This is a genomic window from Citricoccus sp. NPDC079358 (genome assembly GCF_040702545.1).
Classification (GTDB): domain Bacteria; phylum Actinomycetota; class Actinomycetes; order Actinomycetales; family Micrococcaceae; genus Citricoccus.
Genome location: NZ_JBFBLI010000010.1, coordinates 87,075 through 104,308 on the forward strand (window position 1 = coordinate 87,075; position 17,234 = coordinate 104,308).

Genomic DNA, 17,234 nt, shown 5'->3' on the forward strand with positions numbered 1-17,234 from the left:
ATGAGTATGGACAAGACGGTGGGTAGCGCGGCGGAGGCGGTGGCCGATATCGGTGACGGGTCCTCGTTGGCGGTGGGGGGTTTCGGGTTGTCCGGCAATCCGGTTCAGTTGATCGAGGCGTTGCGGGATCAGGGGGCGCAGGAGCTGTCCATCGTGTCCAACAACTGCGGCGTGGACGGCTGGGGGCTCGGGCTGCTGCTGGCGTCCGGGCAGATCGCCAAGATGACCTCGTCCTATGTCGGCGAGAACAAGGAATTCGCCCGCCAGTATCTCGAGGGCGAGCTGGAGGTCGAGCTGGTGCCGCAGGGCACGCTGGCGGAGAAGCTGCGGGCCGGGGGAGCCGGCATTCCCGCGTTCTACACCCGTTCCGGCGTCGGGACCCAGGTGGCCGATGGGGGCCTGCCGATGCGGTACAACACGGATGGGACCGTGGCGAAGGCCTCGGCACCGAAAGACGTGCGATCCTTCGCCCTGGGCCAGACGGGGGAGAAGGACTATGTGCTGGAGGAGTCCATCGTGACGGATTTCGCGCTGGTCCACGCGGCGGTCGGCGATCGCCACGGCAACCTGGTCTTCAGCAAGGCCACTCGCCAGTTCGCGCCGCCGGCGGCGATGTCCGCGACCGTGTGCATCGCCCAGGTGGAGAGGCTGGTTGAGCCCGGGGAGATCGATCCGGACCAGGTCCACCTGCCGGGGGTCTATGTGCACCGGATCGTCGAGGTCGGGCCGGACATCGAGAAGCCGATCGAGAAGCGGACCGTCCGCGCCGCCGGACCGGAACAAGAGGAGCAGAACCGATGAGCTGGAGCCGAGACGAGATGGCGGCCCGGGCGGCGCAGGAGTTGCCGGACGGTGCCTACGTGAATCTAGGGATCGGGATGCCGACGCTGATCCCGAACCACATCCCGGAGGAGCGCACCGTGGTGCTGCAGTCCGAGAACGGGATCCTCGGGGTCGGTCCGTACCCGGCCGAGGAGGACGTGGATCCGGATCTGATCAATGCTGGCAAGGAGACGGTGACGGTCCGCCCCGGGGCCTCGTTCTTCGACTCGGCGTCCTCTTTCGGGATGATCCGCGGCGGCAAGATCGACGTCGCCGTGCTCGGTGGCATGCAGGTGGACCAGAACGGGGACCTGGCCAACTGGATGGTGCCGGGCAAGATGGTCAAGGGCATGGGCGGGGCCATGGACCTGGTCCACGGTGCCGGCCGGGTGATCGTGCTGATGGACCACAATGCCCGGGACGGGGCCCCGAAGGTCCTCACGGAGTGTGACCTGCCGCTGACAGGCCAGGGGGTGGTGGACCGGATCATCACGGACAAGGCCGTGATCGACGTGGACAAGACGACGGATCCGAGCGCCCCGCGCCTGGTGCTGGTCGAGACCGCTCCCGGGCTCACGGAGGACGAGGTCCGCCAGGCCACCGGAGCCACGCTGTACTGACGCACCCCCACTGACGCACCCCCACTGACGCACCCCCACTGACGCACCCCATCACGGCCCGACGCCGGCCGATGGGCACCACGGGGCCCGACCACCTATCGCGGTGGTCGGGCCCCTGATCCGCGCCGACTCACCGCCCAGCGTCCCACCGCTGTTATCGCTTCGTGACTACCGTGGGGAAGGTCGGCACCGAGACTTCCCCAACCCAGCCCCTGGTGCCGCGGGATGATCGCGTCCAGGGGCAAGTGTGGAACATGATCCGGTTCGAGCAGGTCTCCAAGGTCTACGACCGCCGTTCCCGTCCGGCTTTGCATGACGTGACGGTGGAGTTCGAGCGGGGCGAGTTCGTCTTCCTCGTGGGTGCCTCCGGTTCCGGCAAATCCACCTTCATCCGCCTGATGCTGCGTGAGGAACGCGCCAGCAGCGGGACGGTCTACGTGGTCGGGCGGAACGTGGCGCGGCTGCCCTCGTGGCGCGTGCCGAAGCTGCGCCGGGGGATCGGCGTGGTCTTCCAGGACTTCCGCCTGCTGCCCAACAAGACGGTCTACGCGAATGTGGCGTTTGCCATGCAGGTGCTCGGCAAGGGCCGGGCCCAGATCCGCCAGACCGTTCCCGAGGTCCTCGAGACCGTGGGCCTGGAGGGCAAGGAGAAGCGCATGCCGCACGAGCTGTCCGGCGGCGAGCAGCAGCGGGTGGCCATCGCCCGCGCCATCGTCAACCGGCCGGAGATCCTGCTGGCCGACGAGCCGACGGGCAACCTGGACCCGGAGACCTCGCTGGGCATCATGGCCGTGCTGGACAAGATCAACCAGAACGGAACCACCGTGGTCATGGCCACCCACGATGACGACATCGTGAACCAGATGCGCCGCCGCGTGGTGGAACTGCACGCCGGCGGGATCGTCCGGGACGAGACCGGCGGCGGCTACCGGACGGAGGTACAGGCGTGAGGTTCGCCTTTGTCCTCGGGGAGACGTTCTCCGGCATCCGCCGCAACCTGTCCATGGTCATCTCGGTGGTGCTCGTGACCTTCATCTCGCTGACCTTCGTGGGGGCGGCGGGCCTGCTGCAGCAGCAGATCACCCAGATGAAGGGGTATTGGTACGACCGGGTCGAGGTGGCCATCTTCCTCTGCACGGATACCTCCACCACCACCTCCTGCGCCGCCGGCCCCGTCACGGACAGCCAGCGCCAGGCCGTCCAGGACCTGCTGGAATCACCTACGGCCGCCCCGTACGTCAAGAGCTTCGACTACGAGTCACAGGACCAGGCACTGGAGATCTTCCAGGAGCAGTTCAAGAATTCCGCCATGGCGGGCACCGTCACGGCAGACCAGCTGCCGGAGTCCTTCCGGGTGGCGCTGGTGGATCCAGAGCAGTATGAGGTCGTGAACGAGCTGTTCTCCTCCATGCCCGGCGTGGAGATCGTGTCCGACCAGCGTGAGCTGTTGGAGCAGATCTTCTCCCTGATGAACATGGCGTCCGTCATCGCGGTCTCCGTGGCGGTGGTGATGTTGGTCTGTGCGGTGCTGCTGATCGCGACCACCATCCGCCTCTCCGCGTTCTCCCGCCGACGGGAGACCGGGATCATGCGCCTGGTCGGCGCCTCGAAGACCATGATCCAGCTGCCGTTCCTGCTGGAGGGGGTGATTGCCGCCCTCGCGGGCGCCCTGCTGGCCAGCGCCACCACGTGGGCCGTGGCGGAGTTCTTCATCGGGGACTGGCTCACCGGACAGTACCCGGGAACCGGATTCATCGGGGGCGGGGACGCACTCATCCTCGTTCCGCTGCTGCTGCTCGTGGCGGTCCTGCTCGCCGCGCTCTCGTCCATCCTCACCCTGCGGCGATACCTCAAGGTGTGATGACGATGGGACACGTGTGACACTTGTGACCTAATGTTGTCCGAGTTGAGATGCTTCGCGCCTTGATTCACCTGATCCACCTGACCTACCCGCAGGTCGACTGACCCGCACCCCGACCATCCCAGTCCGCATTCCCCGACGGAGGAACCCGTGAAGCGACGCCGACTCTCCCGCGCCATCGTCGGTGCCGGCCTGGTCACCTTTCTGACCCTGTCCATGGGTGGCACCGCCACGGCACAGGACTCGATCGACGACCTGCAGCGCCAGATCGAGCAGGCCGAGCGTCAGCAGTCCGAGATCGATGAGGAGATCGGCGACCTGGGCGGGAAGCAGTCGGACCTGGAGGATCGTCAGGGTGACCTCGACGCGTCCCTGGAGGGACTGGACTCCGACATCGCGGACAAGATCCGGCAGCTGAACTCGCTGCAGGACCAGTTGCCCGGCGCTCAGGAGACGCTGACCGCGGCCGAGGGCCAGGTCTCGGCCGCCGCGGCGGAGGTCCAGTCACTGCACGAACGCGTGCGGCAGGCCGAGTCGAGTCGCTCCGAGATCCTCGACGAGATCGCCGCGAGTGAGCAGGAACTGGACACGGCTTCCGCCGAGATCGGCCAGATCGCCAACCAGGCCTACAAGCAGGGTGGCGTCTCCTCCGACCTCGCCTTCATCCTGGGCATGAGCGACTCCTCTCTGCCGGACGCCATGGGACTGGCGAACCAGGCCATGCGGATCCAGAACAGCCGCATCTCCACCGTCTCCCAGAGCAAGTCCACGGACGTCAATGCCGAGGTCCGCCTGGCCGCCGTCGAGACGGAGATCCGGGACCTGCGGGCCCAGGCCGAGGAGGCGCTTCAGCGCGAGGAGCAGGCCCGTGACGAGGCCGCCGCCGCCAAGCGTGAACTCGACCAGATGGTCTCGACCACGTCGGAGCTGACGGACGAGCTCAAGGCCCAGCGTCCTCAGATCCAGGCGCAGATCGACGCCAACCGCGCGGCTCAGGACCAGGTCAACGACCAGATCGCCGAGCGCCAACGGGCCTTGACGGCCCAGGCCGGCAAGGCCAGCGACCTGCAGGAACAGCACCGTGCGGCCGTGGCGGAAGCCGAGCGCAAGCGCCGCGAGGCCGAGGAGGCGGCCCGTAAGGCCCGGCAGGCCTCGGCGGCGGACCGGGCGGCCGCGCAGGCCTCGGCGGAGAAGGCCGAGCGCGAGGCCAGCGCCGCGGAGGACCGGGCGAGCGAGGCCGAGAAGGCGGCTAGCACCTCGAACAGCTGGGGTCTGCAGTGGCCGCTGAACACGTACATCACTTCGGGGTTCGGCTGGCGCCCGACGCCGTCCGGCACCTTCGACTACGGGGGCGCCGGGGGTTACGTGCACACCGGCATGGACTTCGGCGGTGGCTGCGGCCTGCCGATCCGGGCCGCCGCCGACGGCGAGGTCTGGAACGCGGACTGGGCGGTGTGGAACTCGGGCAAGCGCGTGGTCATCTCGCACGGCGTGGTGAACGGGCGCGCGCTGGCCACCAAGTATCACCACATGACCCGGTACATCGTGTCCCCGGGACAGAAGGTGAAGCGCGGCCAGATCATCGGCTACACCGGCACCACCGGCAACTCCACCGGTTGTCACCTGCACTTCGAGACCATCCTGGACGGCCAGGCCGTCAACCCCGCCGGTCTGCTCTAAGGCTGGCTCGGTACCGCCGGTGGGCACCACCCTTGACGGCGGCGGTACACTGGTAAGTCTGTGTAGTGAGCATCCGACCCGTCGGAAAGGAGGGGACCGGCTATGGCCAAGAAGTCCGCCGGCAAGTCCGGCAAGTCGTCCACCCCGGACGGCCGGCAGATCATCGCGACCAACCGCAAGGCCCGGCACAACTACCTCATCCTGGACACCTACGAGGCCGGGATCTCCCTGATGGGGACCGAGGTGAAGTCGCTGCGGGAGGGAAACGCCTCCCTCGTGGACGGGTTCGCCGTCTTCTATGGGGACGAATTGTACCTCGAGCAGGTCTACATCCCGGAGTACCTCAACGGATCCTGGACCAACCATGCCTCTCGCCGGCGGCGGAAACTGCTCCTGCACCGGCAGGAGCTGACGAAGATCTCCCGCCAGATCCAGGAGTCCGGGCACACGATCGTCCCGCTCCAGCTGTATTTCCGGGACGGCCGGGTGAAGGTCGAGATCGCCATCGCCCAGGGCAAGAAGGACTATGACAAGCGCCATGCCCTGCGCGAGAAGCAGGACAACCGGGAGGCACAGCGCGCCATGCGGATCCGCAACCGCCGGGCGGCCTGATCTCAGGAGGCCGGCCGGAATACCCAGGGCCCGGGATGCGTTACACTGGACAGTCCGGACCAGGCGAGGAATCAGAGCAGCCCCGCAGGGAACCGGTTGATTGATAACAAAACATGGGGATGATCGGTTTCGACGATGTGAGTCGCGACAGGGGAAGCGGGCCGAGGATGCAGAGTCATCTCGTCAACGCTCTCTGCAAACCAACAAGTGCCGAATCTAAGCGCACTGACTTCGCTCTCGCTGCCTGATCAGTGAACGAGTCCGTCAACCTGAGGATGCTATCGCCCCAGGACCTGGCGTCGATTAGATAGCCAATGTCCACCACCCTTGCCGGGGGTCGTGGTGGAGACCTTAATCCGGCTGGGCCCGGGTTGGCTGCCTGTTTGCGGGACAGCCAGGGCCGAGTAACACCCACAGCAAACTGCGCCCGGAGAAGACCTGGCAACACTGCATCGGACGCGGGTTCAATTCCCGCCATCTCCACCATCCCACCGCAAAGGCCTTGGGACACCGTTCATCGGTGTCCCGGGGCCTTTGTCATCTCCGGCTTTCCCCTAGACTGGGCAATCATGCCAGACACCGCCGGTCCCGCCCTCCACGCCGTCCTGCTCTTCCTGCTCGAACTCGGGCTCCTGGGTGCGGCGGGGTTCTGGGCGCTGACGGTGTTCTCCAGCCCCTGGGCGGCCGTCGTCGCCGTGATCGTGGTGGCGGCCGGATGGGGCCTGCTGCTCTCCCCGAAGGCTCCCGCCCGGCCACCGTGGCCCTGGCACGCCGTCGCCGCGCACGTGCTGTTCGTTCTGGGTGCCGTGGTGCTCTTCGGCGTCGGCCAGCCCCTGATCGCCGCCGTCTACCTCGCCCTGATCCTCGCGTCCGTGGCGCTGACCGTCGTCTACCGGGACCGGGTGGGCCGGGTACCGGAGCGGATCCGCGAGTCCGCCGCCCCCTCGGGCCGCCGCTCGGCCGGCCGGTAGGGCGGACATCAGCGTCCCGTCATCTCCGGTGACCGGGACGCCGGTGGCCGTCGCGCCTCCTGCTACCGGAACGCCATACCAGCGGCGAGCCCCAGTCCCACGGCCAGCAGGGCCAGGGCCAGATGCGAGGACCAGGACCCGACGGCGGCGGCGAATCTCCCGGACAGGGCATCGCGCGCCGTGGACACGGAGACGGTGGAGAAGGTGGTGAGGGCCCCGGCCAGGCCGACCACCCAGATCGTCTGGGCGGGTCCGGTGATCCCCGTGGTGGCCAGCCCGGCCACGAAGGAGCCGATGGCGTTGGCCACGAGGATGCCGCGCGGCTGGAGGTAGTGGTCCGCGAGCAGCCTCAGCACCGCGCCGACGGCGCCCGCCAGGGCCAGGGCGAGCATCATCGTCAGTGTCATCCCCGCTGTCATCCCCGCTGTCATCGCCGGCGCCCTCCGGCGGCGTGGCCCGCCCCGGGGGAGGGCCAGCCTCCCAGCCGCAGTCCCGCGGCGGCGCAGACGGTCCCCAGCGTCGCTCCGGCCGCGAGGGCCAGGAGGGTGCCGACCAGGCCCGCCACGAGCGTGATCCCGCCGGGGGTGCCGGTCTGGATGAACCCCATGACGCCGAAGGCGGGGGCCACGGAGGCGGCCAGGACCACGGCGGACAGCGAGGTGTAGGACCCCAGCACGCCGACGCCGAGGCCGGCCACCACCCACCGCGGGAGGGTCCGCCGCGCACTGATGCCGGCCAACAGCCCCAGCAGGAAGGCCCCGGACAGGTTCACCAGCCCCAGGCTGATCCATCCGGCCACGGGAGAGCCGCTCTCCGGGGCTGGCAACACCAGCAACCAGCGCAGCAGCGTCCCGAGGGCCCCGCCGGCCGCCACGGCGCCGACGACGGCCCATCCGGGATGCCGTGCACGTTCCATCAGGCCTGCTGTTGGCCGATCAGCTCGGGGTTGAGGGACTCGAGGGCGTCCGGATGCAGCAGCCCGTTGGTGGCCAGGGCATTGCCGCCGAAGGGCCCGTCCTCGCCCTCGAGGGAGGTGAAGCGCCCGCCGGCCTCGGTGATGATCGGCACCAGCGCCGCCATGTCGTAGAGCTCGAGCTCCGGTTCGCAGGCGATGTCCACGGCCCCCTCGGCCACCATCATGTAGGACCAGAAGTCACCGTAGGCGCGGGTCCGCCACACCGTGGAGGTCAGCTCGAGGAACTCGCGGATGTTGCCCCGCTCCCGCCAGCCCTCCAGGGAGGAGTAGGAGAGGGAGGCGTCCTCGATCTTGGAGACGTTGGAGACGTGGATGCGGGTGGCCGCGGCCAGGGACTTGCCGGTGTAGGCGCCGGTGCCCTTCGCGGCCCACCAGCGGCGGTTCAGGGCCGGGGCGGAGACCACGCCCACCACGGGCACGCCGTCGTCGATCAGGGCAATGAGCGTGGCCCAGACGGGGACGCCGCGCACAAAGTTCTTGGTGCCGTCGATGGGGTCCACGACCCAGCGTCGCGGCCCATGGCCGTGCTCGCCGAACTCCTCGCCCAGGACGGCATCACGGGGACGGGCGCGGGCCAGGTTGCCCCGGATGAGTTCCTCGGCGCCGCGGTCCGCATCCGTCACCGGGGTCAGGTCCGGCTTCGTGTGGACCGTGAGGTCCTGCGCCTTGAAGCGGGACATGGTCTGCGAGTCCACCGAGTCGGCCATGATGTGGGCCAGTCGAAGATCATCGGTGTAGTTCTTGGGCGCATCGGTCATGGAGGCCACGCTACCGTTCCCCGGCGGCTGCATCGGAACGCCCGTCCAGGAGGCGCCGCAAGGACGCCAGCCGTTCGGGGCCGGACACCCCCGCGTGCCCCGCGGCCACCCAGGCGTCCAGGGCGCACCCGGGCTCACCGGCGGCGTGCAGGCAGCCGCGCGGGCAGTCGGCCAGCGCCGGCGCCAGGTCCTCGAAGGCCGCCACCACCCGGTCACGGTCCACCAGCCCCAGCCCGAAGGACCGGATGCCGGGGGTGTCCACCAACCAGGATCCGTCTGCGCCGTCCGCGGCGTCCGCGCCGTCCGCGGCGTCCGCGCCGTCCGCGCCGCCCGCGCCGCCTGAGTCCGGCAGCGGGATCGCCAGCGCCGAGGAGGAGGTGTGCCGCCCGCGGCCGGTGACGGCGTTGACGTGGCCGGTGGCACGACGGGTGCCGGCCAGGGCGTTGAGCAGGGTGGACTTCCCGACGCCGGAGGGCCCCACGAGCACGGAGATGTGGCCTTCCAGCCGGGCCCGGAGTGCGGCGAGCAGGCCGGGGTCCAGGTCTGCGTCGCCGCTGGGTTCTGCCGAGGTGTCCGCGCTCTCCGTGCTGTGCGTTCCGTCTGGCCCGTCCTGCCCGTCATGCTCGTCCTGCCCGTCCAGCCCCGCCTCGCCCGGCGGGGGCGTCTGCGCTGTCTCCGCGGCGCCCGAGGTGAGAACCTCGAGATCGAGATGGTGGTAGTGGGAGAGCAACTCGGCCGGATCCCGCAGATCGGTCTTCGTGATGCACAGGATCGGCTCGATGCCGGCATCAAAGGCGGCCACCAGGGCCCGGTCGATGAACCCGGTCCGCGGTTCCGGATTGGCCGCGGCCACCATGATCACGAGGATGTCCACGTTGGCCACCACCACGCGCTCATACGCGTCCGAATCGTCGGCAGAGCGGCGAAGGACCGTGGACCGGTCCTCGATCCTCACGATCCGGGCGAGGCTCCCCTCGCGGCCGGAGAGGTCCCCGACAACCCCCACGAGGTCACCCGTGACCACGGGATTGCGGCGCAGTTCCTTGGCACGCATGGCCGTGATGTCGCGGGTGCCGTCCTCGTCGCTGATCTGCACGGTGTACCGCCCGCGGTCCACCGTGATGACCCGCCCCACCAAGGCCTCCCCGTGCGTGGGACGGTCCTTGGTGCGCGGCCGGGAACCCTTCTTGGACGGGCGGGCGCGGACATCGGACTCGTCCCACCGGCGCGGGTCGAAGTCGCGGCCGGGGCGGCTCATCCCCCCACCAGCCCGGTCCACATCTCCGGGAAGTCCGGCATCGTCTTCGCCGTGGTGGCGATGTCGCGGACGCTCACGTCCGGTACCGCCAGGCCCACAACGGCGGCGAAGGTCGCCATCCGGTGATCCTCATAGGTCTCCAGGGTGGCCCCGTGCAAGGGTGCTGACCCCGAGGGCAGGCCGGTGAACACCAGGTGGTCCCGGCCCTCCTCCACCGCACCACCGATGCGCCCGGCCTCGGTCGCCAGGGCCGTCAGGCGGTCCGTCTCATGGCCGCGCAGCTGGCCGATCCGGGTCAATCGCCCCGGGCCCTCCGCCAGGAGGCACAGGGCCGCCACGGTGGGGGCCAGCTCACCGGTGTCGGCGATCTCGCCCGGGGCGGTGATGCGAGGCCCGCCGGTCACGGTGAGGGTGCCGGTGGCACCGTCCGGCACGGTGGGGGAGAAGTCCACGCGGGCACCGAACGCGGGCAGGATGCTGCGCCAGCGGTCACCGATCTGGGTGGTCTGGGCGGGCCAGTCCGGGACGGACACCGTGCCGGCCGTGGCGACGGCCGCGGCCAGGAAGGGCCCGGCATTGGACAGGTCCGGTTCCACCGCCGTGTCCAGGGCGCCGATCGGGCCGGGGGAGACCCTCCACTCCCCGGGCACGGAGTCGTCCACCTGGACACCGCAGCGCCGCAGCACCGCCACGGTCATGCCGACGTGCTCGGGACTCGGCACCGTGGACCCCGTGTGCACCAGGTGCAGACCCTGGCGGAAGCGGGGGGCGGCCAGCAACAGGGCGGAGACGAACTGGCTCGAACCGGAGGCATCCACCTCCACCCGGCCTCCGTCCACTCCGCCGGTGCCGTGCACGGTGAAGGGCAGGGTGCCGGCGTCGAGCCCGGGGCCGTCCATCCGGACGCCGAGTCCGGCCAGACCGTCCAGGACCGGGCCCATGGGCCGGGACAGGGCGGCCTCGTCACCGGTGAACCGGACGGAGCCGGACATGAGCGCGGCCACCGGTGGGACGAACCGCATGACGGTGCCGGCCAGGCCACAGTCGATGGTGAGGTCGCCGAGCGCGCCGGCCGGGCCGGCGTCGGGAGCGGGGGTGGGGAGAGGCGTGACCTCCACCGTGCCGGGCGCGACCTCCGTGATGGTGGCGCCGAGGGAGACGAGGGCCCGGACCATGAGCCGGGAGTCGCGGCCGTCCAGCACGCCGCGCAGGCGGCTGGGGCCGTCGGCCAGGGCCGCCAGCACCAGATAGCGGTTGGTGAGCGATTTGGAACCGGGCACGCGCACGGTGCCGGAGACGGGGCCGGAGGCTCGGGGTGCGGGCCAGGGATCGAGGGGCGCGGGAAAGGTGCTCACCCAGCCAAGATTACCGGCCGCGGAATATCCCTGCTGGTTGGGTTGCTGTACTCGCCAAGATCCAGCTGCCTGCCAGCTGCTCTCCACCAGTCGAGCACAGTCCAGTCGTCCGGAAAGGATGGTCTCCATGGCCCCAGCCGCAGTGTCGCTTGCCGAACGGCCCCTCCTGACGGACCGGGCCGTAGACTGGCAGGCAATGGATACCAAAGACACCGCCTCGGTCCCCGCGGCGCACGACAACCCGGACGTGGACCTCGCCTCGGAGTCGGACAGCTCCCGGCGCATGCGCTTCGAGCGGGATGCCCTGGAGTACGTGGACCAGTTGTATTCCGCGGCCATGCGCATGACGCGCAACCCGCAGGACGCCGAGGACCTGGTCCAGGAGGCCTTCACCAAGGCCTACTCGTCCTTCCACCAGTACAAGCCGGGGACCAACCTCAAGGCATGGCTGTACCGGATCCTGACGAACACCTACATCAACCTCTATCGCAAGCGCCAGCGCCAGCCCCAGCAGGCGGCCACGGACACGGTCGAGGACTGGCAGATGGCCCAAGCCGCCGAGCACACGTCCACCGGGCTGCGGTCCGCGGAGACCGAGGCGTTGGACCACCTGCCCGATTCGGACGTCAAGGACGCCCTGCAGGCCATTCCGGAGGAGTTCCGGCTGGCCGTGTACTTCGCGGACGTCGAGGGTTTCGCCTACAAGGAGATCGCCGGGATCCTCGACATCCCCATCGGCACCGTGATGAGCCGGTTGCACCGCGGACGCAAGCTGTTGCGCGGCCTGTTGACGGACTACGCCCGGGACCGCGGCATCAAGGTCGACCAGGCCGGCAGGAAAAGCGCCCAGGGCGCGAAGAACCAGAAGAGTACCAACCATCAGACGGACCACGAGACGGACAAGGAGGCGGGCAGATGAGCGAGGACTGCCAGAAGATCGGCGACTGTGAGGATGCCCGCATCCAGCGGCTCTACGAGTACCTCGACGGTGCGCTGACCCACCAGGACCTCGAGGAGGTCAAGAGCCACCTGGGTGAATGCACGGACTGCTCCCACGAGTACGACCTGGAGTGCATCATCCGCTCGGTGGTCAAGCGCAGCTGTTCCGAGAAGGCCCCCTCGACCCTGAAGGTCAGCATCATGGCCCGCATCAGCGAGATCAAGGTGGAAGCCGGGCACTGACCCGGCCGTCGTGCCGGTGGTGGGAGCGGCCCGCAGCCGCGGCGCGGCTCCGCCTGAGCCCTCAAGCACCTGAGCCTTAAAGCAACAGACCCCGCCGGGGCGGACGGATCAACCGTCCCGATCGGCGGGGTCTCGTGCGTTGCAGGGCCTCAGGAGTTGGGCCGCTTGCCGTGGTTGGCGCTACCCTTGCGGCGGTCCTTGCGCTTGCGTCCACGCTTGCTCATCGCGGTTCCTTCCGGTGATGGATGCCGTCATCGATACATGACAGCACCATCCAGTTTCGCACATGCCGGTTGCCCGGCCCAACCTGGGGACCACCCGGCCGAGGAGGCCGCCGTGCCCGCCCGGTCAGGCGGTGGGCTCCGGCAGGTTCAGCCACTGGTACCAGCCGCGGTGCAGCACGAGCCAGGCGATGAGACCGTAGCCGGCCTGGCCCGGCAGGCCCTGACCCGCCGCCAGGTCGTTGCGCCACTGCTCGTGGTTCACCAGCGGCGTGAACGCATCCACGTAGTAGTGATGGCGCCGGTCCGCCACGTCCAGGTAGGCGGTGTTCAGCTCCTGCAGCCGCGCATTGCGCTCACCGTCCAGGGACGGGACGGGGCCCACCACGAGCGTGGCGATGTCCAGCTGCGCGGCCCGGTCCAGGATGTTGGCCAGGTTCAGACGCGCACGAGCCGTGGAGGACTCCCGGTCCAGGTCGAGGTCGGACAACCCGATGACCAGGCGGTTCTCGGTCGTCTCGCCGTAGCGCAGGGCCGTCTCCGACTGCCACCGGTGGGACAGGGCCTCGGTTCCCTCATCCGGGCGGGCGAGGACATAGCTCTCCAGCTGCACCCCGGGGGCTGAGGTCTTGGCCAGCACACGGCCGAGCCAGCCCAGGGCGCGGGGGTCGCCCACGCCGGCCAGCAATTCATTGCCGACGGAGGCGATGCGGATCCGACGAATCTCCACTGTTTACCTTTCGATGGGGTGCCCGTCACTGTACCAAGGCCCACTGGGAGCCGTGCACGGAATCGTGGCCTGGAGGGAAGCGCTGGGGAGCACTCGGCCCGGCCACCTGGGGTGGTGGCCGGGCCGAATGCCCCCGTCAGGGACTGGCGGCTACGCTCAGCGGCCGAAGGCCTGGTCCAGCAGGATGGAGGCCTCGTGATCGTGACGGACCTTGGAGCCGGCCGACGTCGAGGCCGAGGCCGGGCGGGACACCAGGGTGACCTTCCGGCCCAGTTCCGGCAACAGGTTCAGGGCCATGAACGGCCACGGACCCTGGTTGGCGGGCTCGTCCTGGACCCAGTTCACGGTGGCGTCCGGGTACTTGGCCAGCTCGGCCTGGATCTCCTCGGAGGGCAGCGGGTAGAGCTGCTCCACGCGGATGATCGCCGTCTTGGTGTCCCCGTCCTTCTGGCGGCGGGCCAGCAGGTCGTAGTACAGGCGGCCGGAGACCAGCAGCACCTTCTCCACCGAGTTGCCGACCTCGTGGTCCGGGATGACCGCCTGGAACCGGCCCTGGGTGAATTCCTCCACCGCCGAGGAGGCGGCCTTCAGGCGCAGCAGCTGCTTGGGCGTGAACACGATCAACGGACGGCGCGGACGGGCGTAGGCCTGCTCGCGCAGCAGATGGAAGTGGTTCGCACCATTGGACGGGTTGGCCACCCGCATGTTCTCCTGGGCGCACATCTGCAGGAAGCGCTCGATCCGTGCGGACGAGTGATCCGGCCCCTGGCCCTCATAGCCGTGCGGCAGCAGCAGCACGAGCGAGGAGTTCTGGCCCCACTTCTGCTCCGACGAGGAGAGAAATTCGTCGATCACGGTCTGGGCGCCGTTGACGAAGTCGCCGAACTGGGCCTCCCACAGCACGAGGGCGTCGGAGCGCTCCACGGAGTACCCGTAGTCGAACCCCATCGCGGCGTACTCGCTCAGGAGGGAGTCGTACGCCCAGAACTTGGCCTGGTCGCTGGACAGGTTCCTGATCGGCGTCCACTCGTCATCCGTCACGCGGTCGTGGAAGACCGCGTGACGCTGCACGAAGGTGCCGCGGCGAGAGTCCTGGCCCGCCAGCCGCACCGGCACGCCCTCCATGAGCAGCGAGCCGAAGGCCGCGAGCTCGGCGAAGCCCCAGTCGATGTCCCCATTGACGGCCATCTTGGCACGCTTCTCGAGCAGCGACTTGAGCTTCGGGTGGATGGTGAAGTCCTCGGGGATCTCCAGGTGGGCCTGACCGATCCGCTGCAGGGTCTCCTCGGTGATCTTGGTGCCGTCCGGCGCCTCGGGAGTGCGATCCTCATCGTCCGTGGTCTTCTCCAGGCCGGTGCCGATGACCGGGATGGGCGAGGTCTGGGCCTCATGGGTCTCCGCGAACACGCGTTCCAGGCGCTGCTGGTAGTCCTTCAGGGCCGAGTCCGCCTCGTCCTGGGTGATGTCACCGCGGCCGACCAGGTTCTCCACGTACAGCTTGCGCACCGAGCGCTTTTGCTCGATGAGGTTGTACATGCGCGGCTGGGTCATCGAGGGATCGTCGCCCTCGTTGTGGCCGCGGCGGCGGTAGCAGATCATGTCGATGACGACATCCTTGTTGAACCGCTGCCGGTACTGGTAGGCCAGCTGGGCCACGCGGACCACGGACTCCGGGTCGTCACCGTTGACGTGGAAGACCGGCGCCTGGATGGTCTTGGCCACGTCCGTGGCGTAGACCGAGGACCGGGCGGAGGACGGCGGGGTGGTGAAGCCGACCTGGTTGTTGACCACCACATGGATGGTGCCGCCGGTGCGGTAGCCGCGCAGCTGGGAGAGGTTCAGCGTCTCCGCCACCACGCCCTGGCCCGCGAAGGCGGCATCCCCGTGCACCAGGATCGGCAGCACGGAGTAGGAGTTCACGGAGTCGCCTCCGCGGTCCAGGCGGTCCTGCTTGGCGCGCACCACACCCTCGAGGACCGGGTTCACGGCCTCAAGGTGGGAGGGGTTGGCGGCCAGGTAGACCTTGGTGCGGTTGCCGCGGTCCGAGATGAAGGTGCCCTCGGTGCCGAGGTGGTACTTCACGTCACCGGAGCCCTCCACGGAACCCGGGATGGCGGTGCCCTCGAACTCGCGGAAGACCTGGGCGTAGGTCTTGCCCGCGATGTTGGTCAGCACGTTCAGGCGGCCGCGGTGGGCCATGCCGATCGCGACCTCCTCGAGGCCTTCATCGGCGGCGCCGGACATCACCCCGTCCAGCAGGGCGATCAGCGATTCACCGCCTTCCAGGGAGAAGCGCTTCTGGCCGACGAACTTGGTCTGCAGGAACGTCTCGAAGGCCTCGGCGGCGTTGAGGCGGCCGAGGATGCGCAGCTGCTCCTCACGCGTGGGCTTGGCGTAGGGGTGCTCCAGCTCGTCCTGGAACCACTTGCGCTCGGCCGGGTCCTGGATGTGCATGTACTCCACGCCCGTGTTGCGGCAGTAGGCATCCCGCAGGACACCGAGGATGCTGCGCAGCGGCAGCATGGGCTGGCCGCCGAAGCCGCCGGTGGGCCACTCGCGGTCCAGGTCCCAGAGGGTCAGCCCGTGCTCCAGGATGTCCAGGTCCGGGTGCTTGCGCATCGTGTATTCGAGCGGGTCCACGTCCGCGATCAGGTGGCCGCGCACGCGGTAGGAGTGGATCATCTGCTGGATCCGGGCGACCTTGTTGATCTGGTCTTCCGGGTTGACCTGCACGTCCGGCTTCCACTGCACCGGCTCGTAGGGGATCCGCAGCGACTCGAAGATCTCCTCGTAGAAGCCCTGCTCACCGAGCAACAGCCCGTGGATGATCTTCAGGAACTCACCGGAGGCGGCACCCTGGATCACGCGGTGGTCGTAGGTCGAGGTCAGCGTGATCGTCTTGGAGACGGCCAGGCGGTTCAGGGTCTTCTCGGAGGCCCCCTGGAACTCGGCCGGGTAGTTCAGGGCGCCGACGCCGATGATGGCGGCCTGGCCCTCGGAGAGCCGCGGCACGGAGTGCACGGTGCCGATGCCGCCGGGGTTGGTCAGGGAAACGGTGGTGCCGGCGTAGTCGTCCAGGCCCAGCTTGTTGTCCCGGGCGCGCTTGACCAGGTCCTCATAGGCGCGCCAGAAGTCGATGAAATTCATGGACTCGGCGCCCTTGACGTTCGGGACCACGAGGGTGCGCGAGCCGTCCTTCTGCGGCAGGTCGATGGCCAGGCCGAAGTTGATGTGGGCCGGCTCCACGATGGAGGGCTTGCCGTCCACCTCGCGGTACAGGACATTCATGGCGGGGTACTGGGCCAGCGCGCGGATCAGGGCGTAGCCGATCAGGTGCGTGAAGGAGACCTTGCCGCCGCGGCTGCGCTTGAGGTGGTTGTTGATGACCACCCGGTTGTCGATGAGCAGCTTGGCGGGGACGTCGCGCACCGTGGTCGCGGTCGGCATGGACAAGGAGGCGTCCATGTTCTTCGCCACGGCCCGGGACATCCCGCGCAAGGGGGAGACCTTGTCCTCGGTGACCTCCTCGGAGGCCTTCTTCTTGGTCTTCTCCGGTTCGGACGGGACCGGGGCGGTGGCCGGGGCGCCGGACTTCTTCACGGCGGGGGATGCGGAGGCGGCGGAGGGGGCGGCGGCCTTCTTCGGGTCTTCGGCCTTCTCGGGCTGAGCCGTCGCCGTCGTGGTCGTCTTGGCTGCCTTCTCTGCCTTCTCTGCCTTCTCTGCCTTCTCGCCGGAGCCGGCGGACCGGCCCGAACCGTTCGCATCGGCGCGTTTGCCGACGTCGACGGCGGTGTCCTTCACGGACTGGGAGGCCTTGCCGGCCGACGGGGCGGGTGCGGCCGCGGACGCAGGAGTGTCCGCTTCCAGCCGTTCGAAGATCTGGACCCACTTGGCATCTACGGAGGACTTGTCCGCCTTGTACTTGTCGTAGATTTCCGCGACGAGCCATTCGTTTCCGGGAAATTCCGCGGAAAGCCGGTCGGACGTGAGTTCTGGCACGGTGGTAACGCCTCTTCCGTAAGTTTCTATCTGGTTCACCGGCGGGTGCATCCCTGCTGCGCGCCCCGCTCCGGTCCGCTCTGTTGGCGCGCCTCCCCAAGCATAGTGATAGTTCGGCGTCAGGTTCCAACGCGCGCCGGGATTTCCTGCGAGCCATCGGCGAACCACTCGCTCGCACCTCCTCGCGAG

The 17,234-nt window shown here is 68.9% G+C and carries 16 protein-coding genes and 1 other RNA gene; 10 read left to right on the forward strand and 7 right to left on the reverse strand.

The genetic code is table 11. The features are described from left to right. The 8 genes from AB0333_RS12750 (at position 1) to AB0333_RS12785 (ending at position 6,566) form a co-directional block, all read left to right on the forward strand. Positions 1–801: a CoA transferase subunit A gene (locus AB0333_RS12750; RefSeq protein ID WP_366219031.1), complete on the forward strand. Its 801-nt coding sequence runs from the start codon at positions 1–3 to the stop codon at positions 799–801. Then, positions 798–1,442, forward strand: a complete 645-nt coding sequence (locus tag AB0333_RS12755) for a CoA transferase subunit B (protein WP_366219032.1) — start codon at positions 798–800, stop codon at positions 1,440–1,442. Before AB0333_RS12750 ends, AB0333_RS12755 begins: the two co-directional genes overlap by 4 nt. A 254-nt stretch (positions 1,443–1,696) precedes the next feature. Next, positions 1,697–2,392: a cell division ATP-binding protein FtsE gene (ftsE, locus tag AB0333_RS12760; protein WP_313817902.1), complete on the forward strand. Its 696-nt coding sequence runs from the start codon at positions 1,697–1,699 to the stop codon at positions 2,390–2,392. Next, positions 2,389–3,303 (forward strand): permease-like cell division protein FtsX, encoded by a 915-nt coding sequence (gene ftsX, locus AB0333_RS12765; protein WP_366219033.1) that lies wholly within the window; start codon positions 2,389–2,391, stop codon positions 3,301–3,303. The genes ftsE and ftsX overlap by 4 nt, the downstream gene beginning before the upstream one ends. A 150-nt stretch (positions 3,304–3,453) precedes the next feature. After that, positions 3,454–4,983 carry a peptidoglycan DD-metalloendopeptidase family protein gene (locus AB0333_RS12770; protein WP_366219034.1) on the forward strand — a complete coding sequence of 510 codons (1,530 nt, stop codon included), beginning with the start codon at positions 3,454–3,456 and terminating at the stop codon, positions 4,981–4,983. A 102-nt stretch (positions 4,984–5,085) separates the two neighbouring features. Next, the gene (gene smpB, locus AB0333_RS12775) at positions 5,086–5,595 is read left to right on the forward strand and encodes an SsrA-binding protein SmpB (RefSeq protein WP_366219035.1); all 510 of its coding nucleotides are present in this window, start codon (positions 5,086–5,088) and stop codon (positions 5,593–5,595) included. Between the two features lie 115 nt (positions 5,596–5,710). Then, positions 5,711–6,081, forward strand: a transfer-messenger RNA (tmRNA) gene (ssrA, locus tag AB0333_RS12780). A gap of 83 nt (positions 6,082–6,164) precedes the next feature. After that, positions 6,165–6,566 carry a DUF2568 domain-containing protein gene (locus AB0333_RS12785; protein ID WP_366219036.1) on the forward strand — a complete coding sequence of 134 codons (402 nt, stop codon included), beginning with the start codon at positions 6,165–6,167 and terminating at the stop codon, positions 6,564–6,566. A 62-nt stretch (positions 6,567–6,628) separates the two neighbouring features. Here AB0333_RS12785 and AB0333_RS12790 read toward each other — a convergent pair whose 3' ends face one another. The 5 genes from AB0333_RS12790 to aroA are packed head-to-tail and all read right to left on the reverse strand — an operon-like array spanning position 6,629 to position 10,913. Next, a complete protein-coding gene (locus AB0333_RS12790; RefSeq protein WP_366219037.1) occupies positions 6,629–6,973 on the reverse strand; it encodes a CrcB family protein in 345 nt (114 codons plus the stop codon). A 20-nt stretch (positions 6,974–6,993) separates the two neighbouring features. Beyond that, on the reverse strand, positions 6,994–7,482 hold the full coding sequence (locus AB0333_RS12795; RefSeq protein WP_366219038.1) for a CrcB family protein: 489 nt from the start codon (positions 7,480–7,482) through the stop codon (positions 6,994–6,996). After that, positions 7,482–8,300, reverse strand: coding sequence for a histidinol-phosphatase (gene hisN / locus AB0333_RS12800; protein ID WP_366219039.1), 819 nt, complete (start codon positions 8,298–8,300; stop codon positions 7,482–7,484). The genes AB0333_RS12795 and hisN overlap by 1 nt, the downstream gene beginning before the upstream one ends. A 10-nt stretch (positions 8,301–8,310) precedes the next feature. Next, positions 8,311–9,558, reverse strand: coding sequence for a ribosome small subunit-dependent GTPase A (locus tag AB0333_RS12805; RefSeq protein WP_366219040.1), 1,248 nt, complete (start codon positions 9,556–9,558; stop codon positions 8,311–8,313). Then, positions 9,555–10,913 carry a 3-phosphoshikimate 1-carboxyvinyltransferase gene (gene aroA, locus AB0333_RS12810; RefSeq protein WP_366219041.1) on the reverse strand — a complete coding sequence of 453 codons (1,359 nt, stop codon included), beginning with the start codon at positions 10,911–10,913 and terminating at the stop codon, positions 9,555–9,557. The genes AB0333_RS12805 and aroA overlap by 4 nt, the downstream gene beginning before the upstream one ends. A 196-nt stretch (positions 10,914–11,109) precedes the next feature. On the opposite strand from aroA, the gene AB0333_RS12815 reads away from it, so the two are divergent. Together AB0333_RS12815 and rsrA are read left to right on the forward strand one after the other, a co-directional pair. Next, complete coding sequence (locus AB0333_RS12815; RefSeq protein WP_366219042.1) at positions 11,110–11,832, forward strand: sigma-70 family RNA polymerase sigma factor; 723 nt, start codon at positions 11,110–11,112, stop codon at positions 11,830–11,832. Beyond that, on the forward strand, positions 11,829–12,095 hold the full coding sequence (gene rsrA / locus AB0333_RS12820) for a mycothiol system anti-sigma-R factor (RefSeq protein WP_366219043.1): 267 nt from the start codon (positions 11,829–11,831) through the stop codon (positions 12,093–12,095). The genes AB0333_RS12815 and rsrA overlap by 4 nt, the downstream gene beginning before the upstream one ends. A gap of 348 nt (positions 12,096–12,443) precedes the next feature. Here the strand turns inward: rsrA and AB0333_RS12825 are convergent, their stop codons facing one another. Together AB0333_RS12825 and AB0333_RS12830 are read right to left on the reverse strand one after the other, a co-directional pair. Further along, positions 12,444–13,046 carry a GDSL-type esterase/lipase family protein gene (locus AB0333_RS12825; protein WP_366219044.1) on the reverse strand — a complete coding sequence of 201 codons (603 nt, stop codon included), beginning with the start codon at positions 13,044–13,046 and terminating at the stop codon, positions 12,444–12,446. Positions 13,047–13,202: 156 nt separating this feature from the next. Then, the gene (locus AB0333_RS12830) at positions 13,203–17,045 is read right to left on the reverse strand and encodes a multifunctional oxoglutarate decarboxylase/oxoglutarate dehydrogenase thiamine pyrophosphate-binding subunit/dihydrolipoyllysine-residue succinyltransferase subunit (protein ID WP_366219045.1); all 3,843 of its coding nucleotides are present in this window, start codon (positions 17,043–17,045) and stop codon (positions 13,203–13,205) included. Positions 17,046–17,234 lie beyond the last annotated feature (189 nt).